This is a genomic window from Bradyrhizobium sp. (assembly GCF_035273305.1).
Classification (GTDB): Bacteria; Pseudomonadota; Alphaproteobacteria; order Rhizobiales; family Xanthobacteraceae; genus Bradyrhizobium.
Genome location: NZ_DATEPI010000250.1, coordinates 1 through 21,911, shown reverse-complemented (window position 1 = coordinate 21,911; position 21,911 = coordinate 1). Strand labels below are relative to the sequence as shown.

The 21,911-nt window shown below is 59.7% G+C and carries 24 protein-coding genes and 1 tRNA gene; 10 read left to right on the top strand and 15 right to left on the bottom strand.

Going from position 1 to position 21,911, the window contains the following annotated elements; all coding sequences use genetic code 11:
- Together VJV58_RS16885 and VJV58_RS16880 are read left to right on the top strand one after the other, a co-directional pair.
- The coding region (locus VJV58_RS16885) for a VOC family protein (protein WP_324138507.1) at positions 1 to 294 on the top strand (294 nt) is incomplete at its 5' end.
- Between the two features lie 285 nt (positions 295 to 579).
- The gene (locus VJV58_RS16880) at positions 580 to 1,227 is read left to right on the top strand and encodes a glutathione S-transferase (RefSeq protein ID WP_324138506.1); all 648 of its coding nucleotides are present in this window, start codon (positions 580 to 582) and stop codon (positions 1,225 to 1,227) included.
- A 181-nt stretch (positions 1,228 to 1,408) separates the two neighbouring features.
- Here the strand turns inward: VJV58_RS16880 and VJV58_RS16875 are convergent, their stop codons facing one another.
- A complete protein-coding gene (locus tag VJV58_RS16875) occupies positions 1,409 to 1,654 on the bottom strand; it encodes a porin (RefSeq protein ID WP_324138505.1) in 246 nt (81 codons plus the stop codon).
- Between the two features lie 302 nt (positions 1,655 to 1,956).
- Here VJV58_RS16875 and VJV58_RS16870 point away from each other — a divergent pair.
- Positions 1,957 to 2,031, top strand: a tRNA-Glu gene (locus VJV58_RS16870).
- A 382-nt stretch (positions 2,032 to 2,413) separates the two neighbouring features.
- Here VJV58_RS16870 and VJV58_RS16865 read toward each other — a convergent pair.
- Positions 2,414 to 2,650 carry a hypothetical protein gene (locus VJV58_RS16865; protein ID WP_324138504.1) on the bottom strand — a complete coding sequence of 79 codons (237 nt, stop codon included), beginning with the start codon at positions 2,648 to 2,650 and terminating at the stop codon, positions 2,414 to 2,416.
- Between the two features lie 421 nt (positions 2,651 to 3,071).
- Here VJV58_RS16865 and VJV58_RS16860 point away from each other — a divergent pair, with 421 nt between their 5' ends.
- Positions 3,072 to 4,301, top strand: coding sequence for a Zn-dependent hydrolase (locus VJV58_RS16860; protein ID WP_324138503.1), 1,230 nt, complete (start codon positions 3,072 to 3,074; stop codon positions 4,299 to 4,301).
- 38 nt (positions 4,302 to 4,339) lie between these two features.
- On the opposite strand, the gene VJV58_RS16855 is transcribed toward VJV58_RS16860, so the two are convergent.
- Positions 4,340 to 4,534 (bottom strand): DUF2061 domain-containing protein, encoded by a 195-nt coding sequence (locus tag VJV58_RS16855; protein ID WP_324138502.1) that lies wholly within the window; start codon positions 4,532 to 4,534, stop codon positions 4,340 to 4,342.
- 176 nt (positions 4,535 to 4,710) lie between these two features.
- Between VJV58_RS16855 and VJV58_RS16850 the strand changes: the two genes are divergently transcribed.
- On the top strand, positions 4,711 to 5,712 hold the full coding sequence (locus VJV58_RS16850) for a PrsW family glutamic-type intramembrane protease (protein ID WP_324138501.1): 1,002 nt from the start codon (positions 4,711 to 4,713) through the stop codon (positions 5,710 to 5,712).
- Between the two features lie 216 nt (positions 5,713 to 5,928).
- Positions 5,929 to 6,501, top strand: coding sequence for an HdeD family acid-resistance protein (locus VJV58_RS16845; protein ID WP_324138500.1), 573 nt, complete (start codon positions 5,929 to 5,931; stop codon positions 6,499 to 6,501).
- Positions 6,502 to 6,521: 20 nt separating this feature from the next.
- Here VJV58_RS16845 and VJV58_RS16840 read toward each other — a convergent pair whose 3' ends face one another.
- From VJV58_RS16840 to epmA, 4 genes are read right to left on the bottom strand one after another with little or no spacing between them, the layout of a single operon-like run.
- The gene (locus VJV58_RS16840; protein ID WP_324138499.1) at positions 6,522 to 6,797 is read right to left on the bottom strand and encodes a hypothetical protein; all 276 of its coding nucleotides are present in this window, start codon (positions 6,795 to 6,797) and stop codon (positions 6,522 to 6,524) included.
- A 27-nt stretch (positions 6,798 to 6,824) separates the two neighbouring features.
- Complete coding sequence (locus tag VJV58_RS16835) at positions 6,825 to 7,037, bottom strand: hypothetical protein (protein WP_324138498.1); 213 nt, start codon at positions 7,035 to 7,037, stop codon at positions 6,825 to 6,827.
- Positions 7,034 to 8,140 (bottom strand): lysine-2,3-aminomutase-like protein, encoded by a 1,107-nt coding sequence (locus tag VJV58_RS16830; protein ID WP_324138497.1) that lies wholly within the window; start codon positions 8,138 to 8,140, stop codon positions 7,034 to 7,036. The genes VJV58_RS16835 and VJV58_RS16830 overlap by 4 nt, the downstream gene beginning before the upstream one ends.
- Positions 8,137 to 9,207, bottom strand: coding sequence for an EF-P lysine aminoacylase EpmA (gene epmA / locus VJV58_RS16825; protein ID WP_324138496.1), 1,071 nt, complete (start codon positions 9,205 to 9,207; stop codon positions 8,137 to 8,139). The genes VJV58_RS16830 and epmA overlap by 4 nt, the downstream gene beginning before the upstream one ends.
- Before the next feature lie 252 nt (positions 9,208 to 9,459).
- Between epmA and efp the strand changes: the two genes are divergently transcribed.
- Entirely contained in the window at positions 9,460 to 10,026 is a 567-nt protein-coding gene (gene efp / locus VJV58_RS16820; RefSeq protein ID WP_324138495.1) for an elongation factor P, read from the top strand.
- A gap of 19 nt (positions 10,027 to 10,045) precedes the next feature.
- Here the strand turns inward: efp and VJV58_RS16815 are convergent, their stop codons facing one another.
- Complete coding sequence (locus tag VJV58_RS16815; RefSeq protein WP_324138494.1) at positions 10,046 to 10,525, bottom strand: carboxymuconolactone decarboxylase family protein; 480 nt, start codon at positions 10,523 to 10,525, stop codon at positions 10,046 to 10,048.
- A 218-nt stretch (positions 10,526 to 10,743) separates the two neighbouring features.
- Here VJV58_RS16815 and VJV58_RS16810 point away from each other — a divergent pair, with 218 nt between their 5' ends.
- Positions 10,744 to 11,979: a lytic murein transglycosylase gene (locus VJV58_RS16810; RefSeq protein WP_324138493.1), complete on the top strand. Its 1,236-nt coding sequence runs from the start codon at positions 10,744 to 10,746 to the stop codon at positions 11,977 to 11,979.
- A 10-nt stretch (positions 11,980 to 11,989) separates the two neighbouring features.
- Here the strand turns inward: VJV58_RS16810 and recJ are convergent, their stop codons facing one another.
- The 7 genes from recJ to VJV58_RS16775 form a co-directional block, all read right to left on the bottom strand.
- Positions 11,990 to 13,831, bottom strand: a complete 1,842-nt coding sequence (recJ, locus tag VJV58_RS16805; protein WP_324138492.1) for a single-stranded-DNA-specific exonuclease RecJ — start codon at positions 13,829 to 13,831, stop codon at positions 11,990 to 11,992.
- A 113-nt stretch (positions 13,832 to 13,944) separates the two neighbouring features.
- Entirely contained in the window at positions 13,945 to 14,664 is a 720-nt protein-coding gene (locus tag VJV58_RS16800; protein ID WP_324138491.1) for a haloacid dehalogenase type II, read from the bottom strand.
- Between the two features lie 41 nt (positions 14,665 to 14,705).
- Entirely contained in the window at positions 14,706 to 15,155 is a 450-nt protein-coding gene (locus VJV58_RS16795) for a GNAT family N-acetyltransferase (protein WP_324138490.1), read from the bottom strand.
- Between the two features lie 10 nt (positions 15,156 to 15,165).
- Positions 15,166 to 16,164: a class II fructose-bisphosphatase gene (gene glpX / locus VJV58_RS16790; RefSeq protein ID WP_324138489.1), complete on the bottom strand. Its 999-nt coding sequence runs from the start codon at positions 16,162 to 16,164 to the stop codon at positions 15,166 to 15,168.
- Positions 16,165 to 16,201: 37 nt separating this feature from the next.
- Positions 16,202 to 17,521: a homoserine dehydrogenase gene (locus VJV58_RS16785; RefSeq protein ID WP_324138488.1), complete on the bottom strand. Its 1,320-nt coding sequence runs from the start codon at positions 17,519 to 17,521 to the stop codon at positions 16,202 to 16,204.
- Positions 17,522 to 17,602: 81 nt separating this feature from the next.
- The gene (locus VJV58_RS16780; RefSeq protein ID WP_324138487.1) at positions 17,603 to 18,823 is read right to left on the bottom strand and encodes an LL-diaminopimelate aminotransferase; all 1,221 of its coding nucleotides are present in this window, start codon (positions 18,821 to 18,823) and stop codon (positions 17,603 to 17,605) included.
- A 188-nt stretch (positions 18,824 to 19,011) separates the two neighbouring features.
- A complete protein-coding gene (locus VJV58_RS16775) occupies positions 19,012 to 19,275 on the bottom strand; it encodes a hypothetical protein (RefSeq protein WP_324138486.1) in 264 nt (87 codons plus the stop codon).
- Between the two features lie 260 nt (positions 19,276 to 19,535).
- Here VJV58_RS16775 and VJV58_RS16770 point away from each other — a divergent pair, with 260 nt between their 5' ends.
- Both VJV58_RS16770 and VJV58_RS16765 read left to right on the top strand, forming a co-directional pair.
- Positions 19,536 to 21,341 carry a class I poly(R)-hydroxyalkanoic acid synthase gene (locus tag VJV58_RS16770; protein WP_324138485.1) on the top strand — a complete coding sequence of 602 codons (1,806 nt, stop codon included), beginning with the start codon at positions 19,536 to 19,538 and terminating at the stop codon, positions 21,339 to 21,341.
- Between the two features lie 71 nt (positions 21,342 to 21,412).
- A complete protein-coding gene (locus VJV58_RS16765; RefSeq protein ID WP_324138484.1) occupies positions 21,413 to 21,811 on the top strand; it encodes an MAPEG family protein in 399 nt (132 codons plus the stop codon).
- Positions 21,812 to 21,911 lie beyond the last annotated feature (100 nt).

Here is a 21,911-nt window from a genome sequence, read left to right as displayed (position 1 = left end):
CTGAAGGCGGCGAAGGGACGCGGCGCGCCGCTGGTTGAGCTCACCTATAACTGGGACGAGGAAAAATACGGCGAAGATCGATACTTCGGCCACCTCGCCTATGAGGTCGATGACATTTATGGGACCTGCGATCGCCTTATGAAGCTCGGCATCAGGATCAACCGCCCGCCGCGCGACGGCCAGATGGCTTTCGTCCGCTCGCCGGACCTGCATTCTATTGAGCTGCTGCAGAAGGGCGATGCCAAGGCGCCTGCCGAACCATGGAGTTCGATGCCGAACACTGGTCATTGGTGAGAGCCCGCTGGAACTTCCCTTTCTCCTCCGCGTTTCCTCAGTCGTCTGAGGAATGCATGGAGGCTAACATGGGACGCGGAATTCTGCTTTGGCTGTTAGGCGTGCCGATACCGGTCATTATCCTGCTATGGCTGTTCTTCGGCCATTAGTGGTCTATTCATGGATAGAAGAGGCTCCGCCGGCGGCGGAGCCTTTTTTGTTTTTGCGACTCACGAAGCAGTTTGGCCGGCGCTTTTTGGAGGATTTTGCGATATGACCTGCTGAACAAATCAGAGGCGAAAAATCGTGCAAGCTGACGACCAGGGGCAAATCAGGATTTGGGGCCGAGCCAATTCAGTCAACGTGCAGAAAGTTTTGTGGTGCCTGCGCGAGCTCGATCTCAGCTACGAGCGCATCGATGCCGGCATGGCGTTCGGCCGAAACCATGATCCGGACTATCTCGCGATGAATCCCAACGGGCGAGTACCTACGCTAGTGGATGGCGATTTCGTGCTTTGGGAATCAAATTCTATCATGCGCTATCTGGTTCTCGCTTACGGGAAAGGCTCGTCGATTTACCCCGCCCATCCCAGAGCGCGCGCCGCTGTCGACCGCTGGCTCGACTGGACACTGTCAACGCTGCAGCCGGTCGACCGACCAGTGTTCTGGGCTCTGGTGCGAACGCCGGTTGAAAAACGCGACATGGTTGCGATTCAGAAAGATGCTGACGCCGAAGCCATGCAATGGCGCATCGTGGAGGACCAATTAGCCAGCCGACGCTTTGTCGAAGGCAACGACTTTACGATAGCCGATATTGCGCTGGGTGCGTATGCAAGGCGCTGGTTCGGTGTCGAAGGCATCCGCAAGCCGCGCTTTCCTCACCTTGAGCGGTGGTTTGCGCAGTTCGCGGACCGACCCGGATTCAAGCAATTCATCGCGCCGCCAATGTCGTGATCCAATTAAAAGAAACCTCGCCTCTCGAACAGCACGATACAAATGACAACAGCAAGCGTAATTGCTGTCACCACCAGACGCGTGGTCCAGCTCATGCCGCGACTCACCCACCACAACAGCGCGCAGCTAATAAAGACCGGAGCGATGAGATCGATATTCAATCTGCCTCGCGATGATTTATTTACCGCGAGCCGGAGGAGACTCCGGCGCCAATGCCGATCGCCCCGCCCAACTTCATACAGGTTTCCGTGCCCTCGATTTTGACGAACCCGGGACCGTAGGCCGCGCAGGAATTCCCCGCATGGGCTCCCTTCAGGGGCAGATACGCTGTTGGATGTTTGGGCGGCTTTGGAATGATTTTGGTCTCCGCCAATGCCAACGAAACCGGAAGTATCGCTATAAAGACCATAAAGAGGATATTTCGCATCCGGCGCTTTTATCCCGCGCGCCAACGATACGCTAGCGCCCGAAACTGATGCTTGCTGCCCAGTTTGGACGGCCAGCACGGCTCGGCCGGGCAGCACGCAACGCTGCTAATTGGGCCCAAAATTCGGTTTCGTGGCCGACTTGCCCGTCCGCGCAAACGCCACTATACGTTCGCGCGCGGGCGCCTGGAGACAATTTTCCGGGATCGGCACGGCATCATCGCCGCCTCGTCGGGCATCGATCTGCCGGAAATGCGAAACGGCTTTGCGGCGAATTCTCGAGTCGCCGCGGATAAGCGTCTTCGCTCCCTTCGTCTATCGGTTAGGACGCCACCCTTTCACGGTGGAGAGAGCGGTTCGATTCCGCTAGGGAGCGCCAATTATGTCAACAAGTTAGCATCTCGATCTCTTCGCATGTCTAAGCAATGGCCAATAACCCGGTGTGGACGCGAATGAAGCCAGCTAGTGAGCCAAGCTCGTTCGGTGATGCGGTGTGCGGTTGGCTTTGCGTCTGGTTCCTCTACTTCCGGCGCCAGAACTTTATGACCTCATCCGCTCAGTCCGACGCGGTCAGGACGATGTCGACAAGCAGGTACAGGAAGCGGTCGATGCTCTGTCTCGCTCATCCTCGTTGATAGAAATCTAGATCGGACACTCGCAACGCGAGCCCCTATACGGCGCTGGAAGGCCGCTGGTGAGTCCGCCATCATCTGAAGCCAGCGTACCGCTGGCCTGCTAGCCGGGCCTAGAGAGCCCTGACGCTATTTCGGCTTCTGCTTGTCCATTCCGGAGTCGTGCTGGTTTTTGAGATACATCTCGCGGTCTTTGTCGCTCATACCACTGCCCGGCCAGCCTGCCGGACCTGGAGTGGTTGGGTTCGTCGCGGCGGCAGATGCGTTCGGTTTCATGGCCCGGCTATGATGGGTCTTATGCGCGGCCAGAGCGACAGAAGTTGAGAGAGTGAGGATAGCAAGGCTGACAAGGATGCTTTTGTTCATGCGCAGCTCCTCTGAAGCGGAAAACAGCGCACCGTAAACCGATCCGGAGAATTTTCGTTCCACAGAGACAGAGCTGACGCTGCTTTCGATCGTGAGTCTCAGGTCTTCGCCTGCTTCCAGCCCGCCTTGATAGGTGGTCCGTGTCCACGGGACGATTTCATCACCGGCAGTTCCGATCAGGACGAACGCGTATAGACCGCGAGCTTCGGATTTACTCGCGAAACACGGCAGCGGCCTGCTCGGGCGAGGTGTGATAATCTGCCACCGACAATCTGGCGTTTCGGTGCCACAAGCGCCTGCTGGATTCGGCTCGGGGCACACGGCGCGCGCTGGACCACGCTTCGAAGTTGAAGCTGCAGACCCGCTATGTAACTGTCTGTACGCTCATGATCATCGATGAATTCGAACGAGGTTGCGATTGATGTCCGATCGCTCGCAAGTGGACGGCGATCGGGTGCTCGCCGATCTCAATGCACTGAGGGGTATTGGCGCCTATAAATCCGGCGTTCACAAACCGACCTTCTCCGAGCCCCATATGCGATCGCTTGAGTGGCTTGTGGGACGGCTGCTTGAAGCAGGTCTTGTGCCCCAGATTGATGGCATCGGCAACGTCCTGGGCACCACAGAAAAGTCCGGACCGAAGCTGCTGGCGGGATCACATCTGGAAAGCCAGGATTTCGCCGGCTGGCTGGATGGGCCGCTTGGGGTTGTGTATGCGCTCGAAGCCGCCCGCGTCATCAATCCCGATCCGAACGTAAACGGCGCCGTTGAAGTAGCGGCCTGGTGCGACGAGGAGGGACACTTCGGACATTTCCTGGGTAGCAGGTCCTATGTCGGAGCATTGACGGAGGCAGATATTGATGCGGCCACGGACCGAAACAGTGGTCGAACCATGCGGCAAGCCCTGCGCGATGTGGGCGTGGCCGGCCGTCCGCGCGCGGTCGCCGAACCAGGCCGACACCTCGGATATCTCGAGGCGCATATCGAGCAAGGCGAAACGCTTGAAAGTGGCGGACTTAAAATCGGCGTCGTCACTTCCATCGTCGGTATCTGGCAGTACCGGATCACATTTAATGGGCAACAAAATCACGCTGGCACGACAAGAATGGCTGCTCGTCGGGATGCCGGCCTGGCGCTCGCCAGATTTTGCGTCGCCATTGATGATCGATTTCCCGAAAGCTGCGGGCCACGCACCGTATGGACCACCGGCCGCATCACGCTCAATCCGGGTGCGCCGAGTATCATCCCGGGAAGTGCGGAAATGCTGTTCCAAATCCGAGATGACGACCCGCACGTAATCGACCGGCTTGAGGATCTCCTGAGGAGCATGGCTGTGCAGGTCGGCACGGATGGCCGCTGCACGGTTGAGGTTGAGCGAATTCGTGTCGGCTCCCCAGCGATCATGGACGAGACGTTCCAGCATGCAATCGTGGCCGCCAGCGGCCGTTTTGCCGATGGCAGATGCCTCCGCATGCCCAGCGGCGCCGGCCATGACGCCCAGATTCTAGCCACCATCATGCCGGCCGGCATGTTGTTTGTGCCATCGATCGGCGGCATCAGTCATCATTGGAGCGAAAACACAGCCGATGACGACATCGTCACAGGCGCGGAAGTCTTTGTTGAAGCCTGTCGTTATCTATTGCCGAAGTGAGGAGCGCGCGAACTCCCGAAATGGTGGAAACGCTGATATCAGCGGGTACGCCGGCCCCATTGAATGGCTGCCCAAATGCGTTCGTGCAAATAATACCAAGCAATTTTGGTGATGATCTCGAGGCCGGCGATCGATCCCGCAACTTCGACCCTGCCGGTGAAAAGCCAACTGATCGCAAATGTATCGACCGTTCCCAGCGTCCGCCAGCTGACGGCCTTGAGAACCGAGCGCAAATGTGTTTCTGCTCCCCGGAATAAAATCACCGCGCGCCTCCTGCCGTAACGACCTTAGCACGTGTGACGCCCGGCGGCTCAGCTAGCGACGGCTGGTGCGAGCTCATTGAGGTTTGTAGGTCTGCTCGCGTTCGACGTATGGCTTATCGAGTAAAGATGGCATATTTGCCGCCCCAATGAACCTCCTTGCGTCGCTTCCAAGCGTAATCGGAACGGCAGCAGTCGCGCCTGCGCTGCTGATGCTCTGGCTCGTGATCGCCGCGGGAGAGCGCCCGGGGCCCCCTGCAAAAGTGTGGGCTGCCTTTTTCCTGGGCGCCGCAAGCATTTCATTGCTGGGCTTGGCACGTGCTCCCTTTACGTCGATCCTCGCAGTCCCCGAGGGTCCCTGGTTGGCGCAAGCCGTGCGTTCGATATTCGGGGTCGCAGCCCCTGAGGAGACGGTCAAGATCCTTGTAATCGTGGCCGTGTCTTCGCGGCGACGGCCATTCGCGGATCCGATGGACAGCGTGCTGTACGGGGCGGCGGCTGGGTTCGGCTTTGCGGCGTACGAAAACCTCGCTTATCTCGTGCAGCATGCGGAAATGTGGAGGTCGCTTGCAGCCCTGCGCAGCGTCTTGACCGTGCCATTCCACGGCGCTCTCGGGATCATCGCCGGCGCCTATCTTGCGATCGCGCGCTCCGGGACCGCCTTGGGGGCGCATCGACTCCATCGCGATTGGGCGCGAATCTCAAGCTATGCTCTGATGGTATTGGGCCCATTGACCTTGCATGCGGCTTTTGACTTCCCGCTGCTCGTCCTGCAGCAAAATCCAGATCTGGATTCTTCCGTCAGACTGATGCTGGGAACGGGAAGCGTGCTGATCGGCTTCAGCTCGATCGGTTTCGCCGCGCGGCTGGTGCGCAAGGTCGGCCGCCATAATGCTCCTCACAGCGAGACCGCGCGCGACCGCCTCAGCCAGTTGCGACGGATGTGGGCTCTACTCATTGTCGGTGGCGGGGCCGGTTTTATGGGCCTGACCTTCGTGCTGACATCCCTCCACGACTGGTTGATCGATCCCGAACGCGCCTTTGCTCTCGCTCCGGTCGGGCTTACCTCGATCTTGATAGGCAGTGCATTGCTGTTGGTGACCATGGCGATCTACATGTTGGGGCGCGGTCGGATGCGCATGACGCTGTAAGGTCTTATTGGAAAGAGCCCTGACTTGAGTGATCCGGAACTTTCCGAAATGATCATGGGCAAGATGGGACCATGATCCGATAGGTCTGCCCGGATCGCGATCTAATCGGGCCATTTGCGTGGACCACGTCTGCGAACAAATTTGAGCCGGCGGGCTAGGCGGAAGCTATATTGCGTGCATCGTTCCTCCACGTTGTCAGCATCGGGAGAACCTTCAATGACTCTTCCCCGCGATATCACCAGGTTGCAATCCGAAATGCGCGACGCCGTACGCGAGCACTGGAAGGCTTTTTTGATCGAAGGCATCCTGCTCGTCGTGCTTGGTTTGGCGGCCATGATCGTGCCGCCGCTCGCAAGCTTGGCGGTCACTATTTTTCTAGGATGGATGTTTCTGATCTCAGGGATAGTTGGTCTTGCGCTGACATTTTGGACCCGGCAAATGCCCGGGTTCTGGTGGTCGCTCATTTCGGCCGCGCTTGCAATCTTCGCCGGCATAGTGCTGTTGGCGCGGCCACTTCAGGGAGTGTTGACCCTAACCATCGTGGTCGGTGCTTATTTCCTTGCGGAAGGGGTTGCTACCATCATGTATGCGCTGGAACATCGGCGCGAGCTATCGGAGCGCTGGAGCTGGATGCTGTTTTCCGGCTTGTTGGATATCCTGATTGCGGCGCTGATCATTACCGGACTGCCGGGGTCGGCAGATTGGGCAATCGGACTCCTCGTCGGCATCAATCTCTTGTTTGGCGGTGCATCGCTGATCGGCGTAGCGCTAGCCGCACGCAAGACTTGAACTCGAATGAGCTACGCGGCTCAGCACCCCCGACAAATGCTCTTGATCTTGCGATCCAGCGCTGCGTCTTCCTTGTTGATCGGGTCGTTCGGATTGCCCAGATTCTTTTCCGAAGGGACCTGATCAGCGCGGGGCTGCCGATGCCCGATTGGTGCTTCCCGGCTTGGAGGCTGATTTGCCGCGCCGGATGATCCGGTGCCAACCGCGTTCTGCGCGATCGCGCCAGGACCGGCGAGGGCGAGCAGCCACATGGTCATGAATGCCGCTGCTATTGATTTCCTGAACAGGTGTCCCATCTGCTTCCTCCATCTCAGAGAAGTGCATCACCGCGGTCGGTCGGGGACCTCGATCGTCGCGCAATTCCGGCGTCCCTGGGCGGCGCAGTCCTGAACCTTTCGTATATCGGCCATGGTGCCGAGCAACCAAATTCCCGCCGCCACCAGCACGACGAAAAACACCAGCAGCACTGCGTTCTCGACGATGCGATTGCCGTGGTCCTCCGGTGGTTCCGGCGCCGGTGCTGCTCCGTCTGTCATCCGTCTATGCTGTTGGGCGGATACAGATGAACGTCGCCGCAGTAATCCACAATACGATAACGCGTTTCCCCACCGGGTTCACGATCCCTGGACAAAGATTCTGTCGGCGAGACGTAGCCAGGGCCGACGGGGGATTTGCCGTGACCACCGGGAATGTCGAGCACGTAGTCCGGCTGGCATAGTCCGGACACCCTGCCCCGCAACGCACGCATAAGCTCCTGGCCGTGCTCGAGCGACGTTCGCAAATGCGCCGTACCGGGCGCCAGATCGCCATGATGCAGGTAATAGGGTTTGATCCGGCATTCCACGAAGGCGCGCATCAGCGCCTCCAGCGCCGTGGCATTGTCGTTGACGCCGCGCAGCAGCACCGACTGGCTGACCATCGGGATTCCGGCATCGATGATGGCTGCACAAGCCATCCGGGCCTTTTGGGTCAATTCCCTGGCGTGATTAGCGTGCAGCGCAACCCAGACCGTCGCACCCGGAGCCTTGAGAGCAGCAATGGTATCGCCGTTGATGCGGCCGGGGTCGGCGACCGGAACGCGGGTGTGAAGCCGGATTATTCTGACGTGATCGATCGTCGCGATATCAGCCATCACGTCGGCGAGCCGACGTGTCGATAGCATCAGGGGATCGCCGCCGGTCAGGATTACCTCCCAAATTTCAGGATGCGACCGGATATAGTTGAGAGCATTCTGGTAGGCGCCTTGCGCGAGCACGGTTTCCTTGCCCGGCCCGACCATTTCACGGCGGAAACAGAAACGGCAATACACTGCGCAAACGTGAACCAGCTTTAAGAGTACCCTGTCCGGATAGCGGTGCACGATACCAGGCACCGGTGCGTGCGTGTGATCGCCGATCGGATCGGGGTTCTCTCCGGCGCTCGTTACCAGCTCCTCCGCTCGTGGAATGAACTGCCGCGCGATCGGATCATCGGCGTCTGCGGGATCAATCAAGGCGGCCATCTCGGGCGTCACCGCCACCGCATAGCGGGCCGCTACTTTCTCCAGATCGGCGAGCGCGCTTGTAGATACGAGACCGTGACCCAGCAACTCGGCCGGTTCGCGCAGTGTGATCGAGGGTCTGACGTTGACGTGTTTCACAACTCACCCGCCGGTGGGGTCCAAACGACTTGATCTATTCTAAGCGCCCCGCTCGCCAGCATCACCAAGCGATCGAACCCCAGGGCAACTCCGCTTGCCTGCGGCATCAAGGCGATCGCCTCAAGAAATTCCTCGTCGATCGGATAGCGCTCACCGTAGCGCCGCTGCTTCTCACGCATCGCTTCCGCAAAGCGCAACTGCTGCTCGCCGGCGTCGGTTAATTCGTCAAATACGTTGGCGAGTTCAACACCACAGGCATAGACCTCAAACCGTTCGGCGACGCGTGGGTCGGAAGGCTTTGCGCGCGCCAGCGCTGCTTCGGGTACCGGGTATTCGAACAGGATGGTCAAACGCCCCTGCCCCAGTTGCGGCTCGACATGCTCGACCAGGACCTTGCTGAAAATATCCGACCAGGTGTCGTCATCACTGATCCGAACCCGCTGCGCCGCCTGTGCCACCAGTCTATCGCGATCTCCCTTGCCGTCCGCGATCGTGGCAAGCAGATCGATATCGGCAAAGCGCTGGAAGGCTACCCCCACGCTCAACAGCTCCGGCTCGGCAAACGGATCGACCACTTTGCCGCGAAACGAAAATTGCCGGATGCCCGTCGCCTGTGCGGCGTGTGCAATGAGGACGATGCTATCGGCCATAACGGCGTCGTAAGTCGCGTCAGCACGGTACCATTCAAGCATAGTGAACTCGGGCAGATGCAGATCACCGCGCTCCCGGTCGCGAAACACCCGGGCAAACTCGAAAATCTTTGGCTCGCCCGCAGCTAGCAGTTTCTTGCATGCGAACTCGGGCGACGTCCGCAAATAACGTATCGATCGCCCTCCGTCGGGACAGACAATTTCGGTCCGCGGCGCGTGAAGGTGAACTTCGTTTCCCGGTGAAACCTGGAGAATTCCCGTTTCGACCTCGGCAAAACCCTGCTCTTCGAACCATCCCCTGATAACCCGGGTCACGGCCGCCCTGGCCGCCAAAAACGGCCTGATGTCGGCGTGGCGCTCGGGCGCCCACCAAGGCGATCCGGCTCGGCGAGCAGAGGTGTGTGTCATATGGTTCATCTACGTTGTCGCGTCATATGCCGAAATGCTCAAAGGATGATGCGCCATAACGAGCAATTTGCCCTTTGGACCCTAACAGCCGAAGGCGGTCAACAATTCGCTGTTCGCCGGCCTTTCTCGATGAGCAAAACCAGCCCGTAAAATGCTGGCATGGGGCGGCAAAATGAGTATGTTGCAGCCCGAAACCGCTTCGCTGGCCCCGGGATGTCCATGTCCTGATCGGTCCCGGGCCAGAACTCAGGAAAGACAGCTTTGAAAGTAATCGCCAGTTCTATTCGCAAGGGCAACGTCATCGAGCAGGATGGAAAGCTTTACGTGGTTCTGACCGCGGAGAATATCCACCCTGGCAAGGGGACGCCCGTCAGCCAGATCGAGATGCGCCGTATCAGCGACGGAGTGAAGATTTCCGAGCGCTACAAGACAACGGACCAGGTCGAGAAGGCGACCATTGAGGACCACAACTTCAACTACCTGTACGAAGACGCCGATGGCTTTCACTTCATGAACACGGATACCTACGACCAGGTGCGGGTGCCCAAGGATGTCGTCGGCTCGGCTGCTCCATACTTGCAGGAAAACATGACCGTGAAGCTTTCGATGCACGGCGCCTTGCCCGTGGCAATCCAGATGCCGCAGCGCGCAACGCTCGAAGTCGTGGATACCGAGCCCGTCACGAAAGGCCAAACTGCGTCTTCCTCATACAAGCCCGCCATGCTGTCGAACGGAGTGCGCACCGCAGTGCCGCCGCACATCGGCACCGGCACGCGAATTGTGGTGATGACCGAGGACGGCTCTTACGTCGAGCGCGCAAAGGACTAGGCGAGCGCGCAAAGAGATTCTACGAGGCCGCCGCGGCAGCAGCATTCGGCCGCGCCGCCGGGGTCCAACGATAGGCGACGCCCAACCTGTTCCAGACGTTAATGGATGCGATCGCCGACGAAAGATAGGCCAATTCCCGATCCGAGAATTCCGCACGCGCTTGCGCATAGACCTCGTCGTTGACGCCTCCGGTCAGAACCGTGAGCGCTTCGGTCCAAGCCAGCGCGGCGCGCTCACGCGAAGAAAACATTGGCGCCTCGCGCCAGACCACCACAAGATTCAGCTTATCGGTTGATACGCCGAGCTTCTCGGCTATGAGGATGTGATGCTGAACGCAGAAGCCGCAACCGTTGATTTGCGACGCTCGCAGCTTGATGAGCTCGAGCAGCTGTTTGTCGATTCCGGCTTTCGAGGCTGCATGGCCCAATGCCTGGACAATTTCGTAAGCATCGGGCGCCAGCGCTTTATAATCTATCGGCTCGCTTCGGGCGTGTGACATATGCATTGCTCATGTTTGATATCCTTGCATGTTATAGGGGCGGCATAATCTTCCGCAACCTCGAGCGTTATGCGGTCCGCCCATGCTGCTGCGTCTGCCCCGCCGCAGCAAGTGCGGGCGAAGCGCTATCCAAAATTGCCACAGACCTGCAGCAATAATGCCCATTCCATGATCGCGTCATACCCTCACGCGCCGGTGCCCGCTGTTAGACTGGTCCCATGAAGCAACCTGATTCTCCCAACAAGCTGACTCGGCGCGCCCTCATGCGATCGGGCCTTGCCGCCAGCACCCTGCTCGCTCACCCGCTTGCCTCGTTGGCCAAGGCGCCGCCAGGGTTTGACCAATGGCGCGACAACTTTCGCGCGCGGGCAATCGCAAAAGGCATTTCGGAAGCGACCTGGAACAGGGTCATGGGGCGCATCGAGCCGGACATGTCCGTGTTCAACCAGATGCGAAACCAGCCCGAATTCAACGAGCAAACGTGGCAGTACATCAACCGGCGGGTTTCGGACTGGCGCATCATTGCCGGCAAGGCAGCGCTCAAAAGGAATGAAGCGCTGTTTGCTCGCATCGAGCAGGATTATGGCGTCGAGCGCGGAACGCTGCTGGCGCTGTGGGGTGTTGAGTCCGCCTACGGCGATCCGCTGGTGCAGCAGAACCATATGAGGCCGGTATTTCCATCGCTGGCGGCGCTCGCCTGGAACGAGCCGCGCCGGCGCGCCTATTGGGAAACCGAGTTGATCAATGCCCTTCGGATCGTTGAACGCGGCTGGAGCACGCCGGAAGAAATGCGCGGATCATGGGCCGGCGCGATGGGCCATACTCAATGGATGCCGGAAGTCTGGCTCAATGTCGGATTAGACTATGACCATGACGGCCGGGTATCGCCCTTCGGCAATCCTGATGATGCCTTGGGTTCCACTGCGCGCTATCTGGTCAATCGTGGAAAGTATCGTCGTGGGGAGCATTGGGGTTATGAAGTTCGTGGCGCCGACGGATCGTCGAATGGCCATCGCGCCTATGCTGCGTGGGCAAACGCCGGGATCTCGCGCGCCGACGGTCAGCCATTTCCGCAGCCGAATGCGACCGCGCAGATGTGGGTGCCGGTGCCAGGGGGCCCGCAATTCCTCCTGGGGCCGAACTTCTATTCGGTCCGCAGCTATAACCCGTCGATGAACTACGCACTGGCCATTTGCCATCTCGGCGACCGGATTCTGGGTGGGCCGCCATTCATTCAGCCGTTTCCTGGTTCGGAGCGCGCTCTGACGCTGGCCGAAGTGCAGGAAATGCAGGTCCGGCTGACCAAAGCCGGCTTCGACACCGGCGGCACTGACGGCCGCGTCGGCAATGACACCATGAAAGCGATCAGGGATTATCAGACCAAAGCCGGTCTTTCGCCGGCGGACGGGTATGGCGGCCTGAAGGTGCTGGCTCGCTTAAGGCAAGGTGGCTAATCGGCCAGGATCATCTAATGACCGCCGGCCCCTGATCCGGGACAGCGACGTCGAGCACGCGCAACTGCACCCGCTCGGTGCCCTGCCACCGATCCACCGCGAGCGAACCTGCCACATGGAGCGGCTGCCCCCGATTGCCGACCAAGGCATTCCCGAGCTTTTGTCCGATTGAGCGAAACGCGATCCCATTCACGATGGCGCCGTCGCCGGACTTGAACCGCACGCGCAAATGCGCCTGTCCGACTTCATCGGCATAGACCAATTGGTGCGAAGGCAGCGCCATAACGGGTTCTGGATTGCCGCTGCCGAAGGGCCCAGCCCGATTGAGGGTCGACACCAATTCCGGTGTCACCGCACGCGCGCTGACCGCGCCATCGATAAAGAGTTCGTTGAGATGGCGCGACTGCGCCACGTCATGAGCCAATGCGCTTTCCATATAGGCGCGGAATTCCGCCAACGCATCTTTGCGCAAGGTAACTCCTGCGGCCATAGCGTGTCCGCCGCCCTTCATCAGCAGGCCATCTTTTACCGCCTTGCGTACCGCCTTACCGAGATCGACGCCGCCGATGGAGCGGCCCGAGCCCGTGCCGATGCCGCCGGGCTCAAGCGCGATGGCAAAGGCAGGGCGGGAGAATTTTTCCTTTAGTCGGGACGCGACCAGACCGACTACGCCGGGATGCCAGCCTTCTGACGCCGTAACGATGACGGACCCCTTGTCTTCCAGACCGAGCGACGCAAGCGCCTCGGCTTCAGCTTGCGCCTCAGCCATCTGTTCGATCACGCGACGCTCGGTGTTCAGACGATCTAGCTCGGCGGCGATCCGCGCGGCCTCGGAGACGTCGCTCTCCAGCAACAGCCGGACGCCGAGATCGGCCCGCCCGATCCGACCGCCTGCATTGATCCGCGGCCCCAGCATGAACCCGAGATGCCAGGCCTCAGGTGGGCCGTTCAATCGTGAAACGTCCATCAATGCGGTGTGGCCGACGTGATCCCGGCGGCGCATGGCAATCAGGCCTTTTGCCACAAACGCCCGATTAAGCCCGATCAGCGGCGCGACATCGGCCACTGTACCGAGCGCAACATGATGCAGCATGCCCAGCAAATCTGGCTCCGGCAATTCGCTGGTCCAGAAGCTTCGCGCGCGCAGTTCGCGATTGACCGCCACCAACGTAACCAGCACCAGGCCGACAGCCGCCAAGTGGCCGAGCCCGGATAAATCATCGAGCCGGTTCGGATTTACGAGCGCGTCCGCCTCTGGCAATTCCTCGCCGCATTGGTGATGATCGATAATGACGACCGACATACCGAGCCGACGCGCTTCGGCTAGCGGCTCAAGGCTGGTGCTGCCGCAATCCACCGTGATCAGCAGGGTCGCTCCCTTGCCCGCTAGCATGCGGACCGCTTCGACGTTCGGGCCGTAGCCCTCGAAGATCCGATCCGGAATATGGATCAGCGGATCGAGCCCGCAATGGCGCAGGTGCCAGGCCAGCAGCGCGGCCGATGTGGCGCCGTCGACGTCGTAGTCGCCGAAAATCGCGACTTTCTCGCCGCGTATGGCTGCCTGGGCGATACGCTTCGCCGCGGCTTCCATCTGGGTGATCGTATGGGGATCCGGCATTAATTTGCGAATGGTTGGATCGAGGAAATCTTCCACCGCCTCGAGCTCGACGTCGCGACCCGCCAGCACGCGCGCCAGCATTTCCGGCAATTGATATCGCTGCGCGATGGCCAGCGCGCGGGCAGCACCACGAGCATCGAGTCGGTCGCGCCACAGCTTTCCGGTCGCGGATTGTGAAACGCCCAGGAACGCCGCTGGCGTTTCGAGAGGCAATGCGGATGCGAGAAGCGTCATGATGCTTTCCAGAAGATAAGCACGAAGCGCGACGCCCGGTCGATTCGTTTGCATCGGCTAGCCGAGTATAATTCGGCCGGCCCTGCGCGCGACAAATCGAAATCCGAGGCGCTCTAGCAGCCCATCCGCTCGGCTATGCCATTAAAATCCTTGGCGATGACGTCCCAATCGCCGGTCGCTTCGAAATCGTATTTCTGCAGTGGTCCGTATTCGGTGGGGCGCGCGACAAACGCAGTCTTCAAACCGAGCTTCCGGGCAGCCTTGAGGTCGTGGTTGTGTGCGGCGACCATCATGACCTGCTCCGGCGACAGGCACAGCAGGCGCGCCGAGCCCAGATAAGTTTCCGGATCTGGCTTGTAGTGTTCAAATAGCTCGGCCGACAAGATCAGGTCCCATGGCAATCCCGCATGTTTAGCCATGTTGGTCAGCAGCGCGACATTGCCGTTGGAGAGCGGACTGATGATGTACTTTGTCTTCAACCGCGTCAGTCCCGACACGCTGTCCGGCCACGGCTTGAGCCGATGCCAGCCCGTGGTGAGATACGCCAAATCGTCGTCGTTCAATCCACGAATTGAAAACTGCGCGACTAGCTTTTCAAGGGACTGCCGGTGCAGACGATCCAGGATCACGTAACCCCGCTCCGGGTGCTTGCGCACCTCATCCATCGAAGCAGCATAGACAGCGCGCCAGCCATCGACCAGTGCGGTCCAGTCCGCCTTGATGCCGCGCTTCTCGCTCCACTTTGTGAAATCCGCGATAAGGCTGGTGCGCCAATCAACGACAGTACCGAAGACGTCGAAAACCAATGCCTTCACCAACGAAATGTCTGACATCTGAACTCCTGGCCTCTGTCTGGATGAGCCACGAGGCTCATTCAAAACAGGTGACGATATTGAATGAAGCCGGAAAACTCGGCGACCTTATCGTACAGAATTCGTGCCTGCGTATTGCTGGCCTGCGTGAGCCAGTGCACGCGGCTGGCGCCGGCTTGCTTCGCTCGTTCGTAGACGGCTTCAATCAGCGCGCGTCCCGCGCCCAGACCACGGGCGTCTTCGGAGACGTATAGATCCTGCAAATAGCAGTAATTTCCCGGAGTCCAACTTGATCTGTGAAATAGATACTGGACGATGCCGATAAGCTTGCCGTCAGCGTAAGCACCCAGCAGAAACATCGGTTCGTCTGGATCATGAAACCGTTGCCATGCTACATCGCTGGCGCCGGGCGCTAGCGTCGCATTGTAGAAGGCGAGATAACCGTTCCACAGGGAATCCCAGGCGGCGCGCTCGTCCTTGCCTACACTCCGGATGACGATGTCCCCTGCCATGTGGGCCAACTCAATCGAGGTGGAATTTTTCGAGCTGGCGATGTTCGGCCTTGATATATCGCACCGTGCCCGTGACCGAGCGCATCACGACGGTCTCGGTCTCGATCACATCCTTGCGGAACTTTACACCCGATAACAGTGAGCCGGTGGTCACTCCGGTTGCCGCGAACAGGCAGTCACCTCGCACCATCTCCTCGATGCCATAGATCATGCGAGGATCGGCAACGCCCATTTTGCTGGCGCGCTCGCGCTTCTCCTCGCTATCAAGGATCAATCGGCACTGCATCTGGCCGCCAATGCAGCGAAGCGCGGCGGCGGCCAGCACACCCTCCGGCGCCCCGCCGGTGCCGATATACATGTCGACGCCGGTGTTGGCGGGGTCGGCACAATGGATCACCCCAGCGACATCACCGTCAGTGATCAGCCGAACCGCCGCACCGGTGCTGCGCACACTCTGAATAATGTCGGAGTGCCGTGGGCGATCGAGCACCAGCACTGTGATCGCGGATGCATCCACGTCTTTGGCTTTGGCCAGCCGGCGAACGTTATCGGCGGGTGATGCATCGAGCTCGACCACGCCTTTGGGATAGCCCGGCCCGACGGCAATTTTCTGCATGTAAACGTCGGGCGCATGCAACAGCGTTCCGCCGTCGGCCATCGCCATGGTCGCAATAGCGCCAGGCATGTTCTTGGCGCACAAGGTGGTACCCTCGAGAGGGTCGACGGCGATATCGACTTGCGGGCCGGCATTCATTCCGACCTTCTCGCCGATATACAGCATTGGCGCTTCGTCGCGCTCGCCCTCACCGATCACGACAGTACCTTCGATCGGCAACTTGTTCAGTTCGCGGCGCATCGCATCGACCGCCGCCTGATCGGCAGCTTTCTCGTTGCCGTGACCACGCAGCCTTGCAGCCGAGACCGCCGCGCGCTCCGTCACCCGCACAATTTCGAGCGTGAGAATGCGCTCGAGCAATAGCTGCGGCGGAACGGAAATATGGGTCGACATCGGCGCACTCCTCAAGATATCACGGCAGACTTTCCGGCTAATTCTTTTCAATACGTATCACCTGCGGCCGGCCGCTGATGACTTTGTCGCGTTGTACCGCGTGCAGCGCGCGATACACCGCGTCCTCGCTGGTAGCATAGGTAATAAGGATCACCGGGACTGGCGAAGGTTTGCCATTGGCGGCGGTCGCGTCAACGCCATTGGCATGACGTTGCACGATCGATTCGATGGAAATCCTCTGTTCCGCCAATCGGGTTGCAATGGCAGCAGCGGTGCCGGCGAGGTCGCGCGCCATCAGTCGGATATAATAGCCGCCTTCATGACGCTCCATCGGCGCTTTTTGGATTGCGCGCAACTTCGCGACCGGTCGACCGAACGGCTTGGCGCGAATACCCCGCGCTACATCGGCGATATCGGCAAGCACAGCCGATGCCGTGGCGGCGCCGCCCGCGCCCGGTCCAACCAGCGTGATCGGCATCAGGCCTTCGCCATCGATCGTCACCGCATTAGTGACACCCATCACCTGAGCGATCGACGAAGACTTCGGCACCATCGTCGGATGCACCCGCTGTTCGATGCCTTTGGCGGTTCGAACCGCCACCCCCAACAGTTTGACGCGATAGCCGAGTTGCTCGGCGGCGCGCAAATCTTCCGGCGCTATGGACGAAATGCCTTCGACATACACAGCGCTTTGCGCGACTTTGGTTCCGAAGGCGAGGCTCGCAAGAATGGCGAGCTTTTGCGCAGTGTCGTGGCCATCCACATCGAATGATGGATTGGCTTCGGCATAACCCAGGCGCTGCGCGTCCTTGAGACATTCGGCGAACGACAGCCCTTCCTGCTCCATTCGGCTCAGGATGTAGTTGCAGGTGCCGTTGAGGATACCATAGACGCGATTGACGTCGGTGCCGGCCAACCCCTCGCGCAAGGTTTTCACGACCGGAATAGCCGCGCCGACAGCCGCCTCGAAATTCAGCGCCCCTCCGTGACTTTCGGCAAGGTTCGCCAGGCGCAGTCCATGTTTGGCAATCAACGCCTTGTTTGCCGTGACTACCGATTTGCCGGATTTCAGGGCCGCCTCGATCGCCGAGAGCGCCGGATCTCCCGATCCGCCCATCAGTTCGACAAAGCAGTCGATCCCGGGATCGCTGGCAAGAGCCAATGGGTTTTTCGCCCAGTTGACACCATTGAGGTCAAGCCCGCGCTTCTTCGCCCTGGAGCGCGCGGTAACGGCGGCGACGCGCACGCCGCGCCCACAGCGGGTCGACAAGCTGCGGCCCTGCTGTTCGATTAGACGGACCAGTTCGGCGCCAACAGTGCCGAGCCCCGCAATACCCAGTTTCAGGGGTGCGACCATGACGCAAATAACCTGCCGGAGAGATGATCATCGGGCATGATCTGATCCGAAAACGAGGAGATCGTATTTTCGGGACCACGCCTATCGCCGGTTGGCGAGAGGAACCACGTTGTGCAATGTTTCAATGCCGCTTTCAAGGAACCGTCGCACCCCACGGGCGGCCTGGCGGATTCGTTGCTCGTTTTCGACCATCGCGATCCGAACATACCCCTCCCCGTGCTCGCCAAAGGCAACCCCCGGCGAAACCACCACGCCGGATTTCTCGACCATAAGGGTAGCAAATTGCATGCTGCCGACGCCGCGAAATGCCGGTGGCAATGGGGCCCAGGCGAACATCGAGGCTTGCGGCGGCGGAATCTCCCAGCCGGCGCGGCCGAACGATTCGACCAGGGCATCCCGGCGCTTGCGGTAGGTATCGCGCATCTCGCGGATGCAATCGTCCGGACCGTTCAATGCTGCGGTCGCCGCGACCTGAATCGGCGTGAACGCTCCGTAATCGAGGTAGGATTTCACGCGCGCCAACGCCGCGATGATACGCTCGTTGCCGACGGCGAATCCCATGCGCCATCCGGCCATGGAAAACGTCTTGGACATCGAGGTGAACTCCACCGTCACATCGATGGCGCCAGGAACCTGCAACACCGACGCAGGCGGATTGGCATCATCGAAATAGACTTCGGCATAGGCAAGATCGGATAGCAGGAAGATCTCGTGTTTCTTGGCGAACGCCACCAGATCCTTGTAGAAATCGAGGTCCGCGACATAGGCGGTCGGGTTTGACGGGTAACAGACGATGATCGCGAGCGGCTTCGGGATTGAATGAACGATCGCACGCTCCACCGCTTCGAAGAATTGCGGCGTCGGCTCGGATGGAACTGACCGTATCACCCCGCCAGCCATTAAGAATCCAAACGCGTGAATCGGATAACTCGGATTGGGACAGAGCACCACGTCGCCAGGGGCGGTGATCGCCTGGGCTACGTTGGCGAACCCTTCCTTCGAGCCCAGCGTGGCAACGATCTGTGTCTCGGGGTTGAGCCTCACGCCGAAACGCCGGTCGTAATATGCCGCCTGCGCCTTTCTCAGCCCAGTAATTCCGCGCGACGCAGAATACCGGTCGGTCCGGGGCTTACCGAGCGTTTCCTTCAATTTTTCGACGACATGGGGCGGCGTGGGTAGATCCGGATTACCCATTCCGAGATCGATGATGTCCGCGCCAGCATTCCGTGCCGCCGCCTTGGCCCGGTTGACCTGCTCGAACACGTAAGGCGGCAACCGCCGAATGCGGTAGAATTCTTCCATGGACCTCGCTCCGAGCAGGGGCAGAATCGCCGATCTTGCGCAGTTTCGAACCCGAATTCGGCTTCGTCCTGAAGCATCGCTAAATCAAAGATTTAACGCGAGCTCAGGCGCAGCTTCTACGTCGCCCTGATTGGCAGTTGAATCGCAATTCTTTTAGCACGGACGAAAGGCTGCGCCACCGTCCCAGCTCATTTTGCGGCGGAGTCTTTCGCGGCGGCGGCCGAGGCCTGGCGGTCGCGGGCCGCAACCAATTCTGCCTCTATTTTGGCCCGCTCCGCAGGAGCCATAGCGGCCTCTTCGCGGTCCGGCGGCAGATCGTGGACCGGAAGATAGCTGCCGGCCTCCTTCGGACGCGCCGGCGCATCAGCGGGAGTGCCGACCAGCGGCAGATCGGCGATTGAACTCGAGCAGCCAGCCAGCCCCAAGGTTGATGCCAGCAACGCTCCGAACATCAAAGCGCGCCTTTGATCAGCCGGCATGCTTACACCAATTCGCCGCGCGAGACCTGATGCAGTTTTCATCAACGACTGCTCAAACCATTGTCGACTGAAACGATTAAGGCCAGAGCAATTGATAAGACCGCTGAGGCTTCAATATGACGGAACCAAGATGGTTATCGCACTGCAGCACGTCACTTTCGAGATTAACCTCGAAGCAGGCGCGATTGACCAATTCGGTGACGAACTTCAACTGATTCTGTAGTGTGGCCGCCATGAGCGACGCCTTAATTGCAAGCCAGACCGAAAAGAAATTCGACCCGGAAGCTTTCGCGATGAACCTCGCGCGAGCCATGGAAAGCAGTGGACGCGCGCTCGCGGCCTACCTGAAGCCGCGCCAAACCGGCGAACTCAGGGACAATCCGCCCGCCGAACTCGCCGAGGTGGTCAAAACCTTCAGCGCCGTCGCGGAATACTGGTTTTCGGACAGCGAGCGATTGGCGGAACTACAGAAGAAGATTGGCTCGGCCTACCTCGAACTCTGGGGCTCATCCGTGCGCCGTCTGGTTGGCGAGGAAGTGCCACGCGCGATCGAACCCTCACCTCGTGACAAGCGCTTCACCGATCCCGAATGGAAATCGAACCATTTTTTCGATTTCCTGATGCAGCTTTATCTGCTGACCACGCAATGGGCGCACGACCTGGTTCGCAATGCCGAAGGACTCGATGCGCACACCCGCAAAAAGGCCGAATTCTACGTCCAGCAAATCACGAACGCTTTGGCCCCGTCCAATTTCATCCTGACCAATCCGGAAGTATTGCGCGAAACGCTGGCGACCAGCGGCGATAATCTGCTTCGCGGCATGACGATGCTCGCGGAAGACATCGAGGCCGGCCGCGGCAACCTGCGAATTCGGCAGTCCGACCCCGCCAATCTGGTGGTCGGCGTCAACATGGCGACGACTCCCGGCAAGGTAATTTTTCAAAACGAGCTGATGCAGTTGATCCAGTACGAGCCGGCAACGGAAAGTGTACTGCGCACACCGCTGTTAATCGTTCCGCCATGGATCAACAAATTTTACATCCTCGATCTCAAGCCAGAAAAATCATTCATCAAATGGTGCGTCGATCAAGGCATCACGGTATTCGTGATCTCGTGGGTGAATCCCGATGCCAGGTTGGGACACAAAACGTTCGAAGATTACATGAAGGAAGGTCCGCTGGCGGCGATGGATGTCATCGAGCAGGCCACCGGTGAGATGAAAGTCCACACCATGGGCTACTGCGTGGGCGGCACCCTGCTCGCCTCGACGCTGGCATGGCTCGCGGAAAAGCGGCGCGTGCGCGTAACCTCGGCAACGTTCCTGGCTGCACAGGTCGATTTCACGCACGCCGGCGATTTGCTGGTGTTCGTCGATGAAAACCAGATCTCGGCGCTCGAGCGCGACATGCAGAGCTCAGGCGTGCTCGAAGGCGGCAAGATGGCGATGGCATTCAACATGCTTCGCTCCAATGACCTGATCTGGTCTTACGTGGTCAGCAATTATCTGAAGGGGCAGCCGCCATCCGCTTTCGACCTGCTGCACTGGAATTCCGATGCGACTCGGATGCCGGCCGCGAACCATTCGTATTATTTGCGCAACTGCTACCTGGAGAACCGCCTGTCCACCGGCAGCATGGTGCTGGACAATACGCTGCTCGATCTGTCGAAGGTGAAGGTGCCTGTCTACAATCTGGCAACCCGCGAAGATCACATCGCCCCTGCGGATTCGGTGCTTTACGGCTCGCAGTTTTTTGGCGGCCCGGTGAGGTTCGTGCTGTCCGGCTCCGGGCATATCGCCGGCGTGGTCAACCCGCCTGCAGCGGGCAAGTACCAGTACTGGACCAACGACAATATCAAGGACGTGACGCTGGCCGATTGGCTTAAGGCCGCGCATGAACACAAGGGCTCGTGGTGGGTCGACTGGCGCGAGTGGCTCGAAACCATCGATGCCGAACGAGTTCCGGCGCGCGCTGTTGGGACCGACGAGCTGCCGCCGATTGAAGATGCTCCTGGAAGTTACGTACGCGTCCGCGCGTAGCGCGCCTGCGCCCGATCAGGTATAAGCAGCCGACCCGGCGGGAACGAGTCTCGAATCGAGGGGGGAAATCTATGACACGCGAATTACTATGGCTGACGCTCACAGTCATTCTGACCGGATTACTTTGGGTTCCCTACGTTCTGAATCGCTGTCAGGTACGCGGCCTCAGCGGCGCGATGGCGAATCCGTCTCGCAATGACAAGCCGCATGCGGAATGGGCTACCCGCCTGATGTTCGCGCACGATAACGCGGTCGAGAACCTCATCATCTTCGCGCCATTGGTTTTGATTCTCGCGCAGCTCGATTATTCCACCAATTGGACGGTCTATGCCTGCGCGGTGTATTTCTGGGCACGCGTGGCGCATGTCATCGTCTATAGCATGGGCCTGCCGGTATTCCGGACGCTCGCGTTTACCGTCGGATTTTTCGCTCAGGTCGTGTTGGCGTTGGCGATTTTCAGGATCGTTTGACCGGCTTTCCCCGAACCAACCGAGCAGCGTTTGCACGCTGCTTGGTTCAAATCGCGATCAGCCAGAACTCCCCGCTTAATAGCTGCTCACGTTCGCCCCA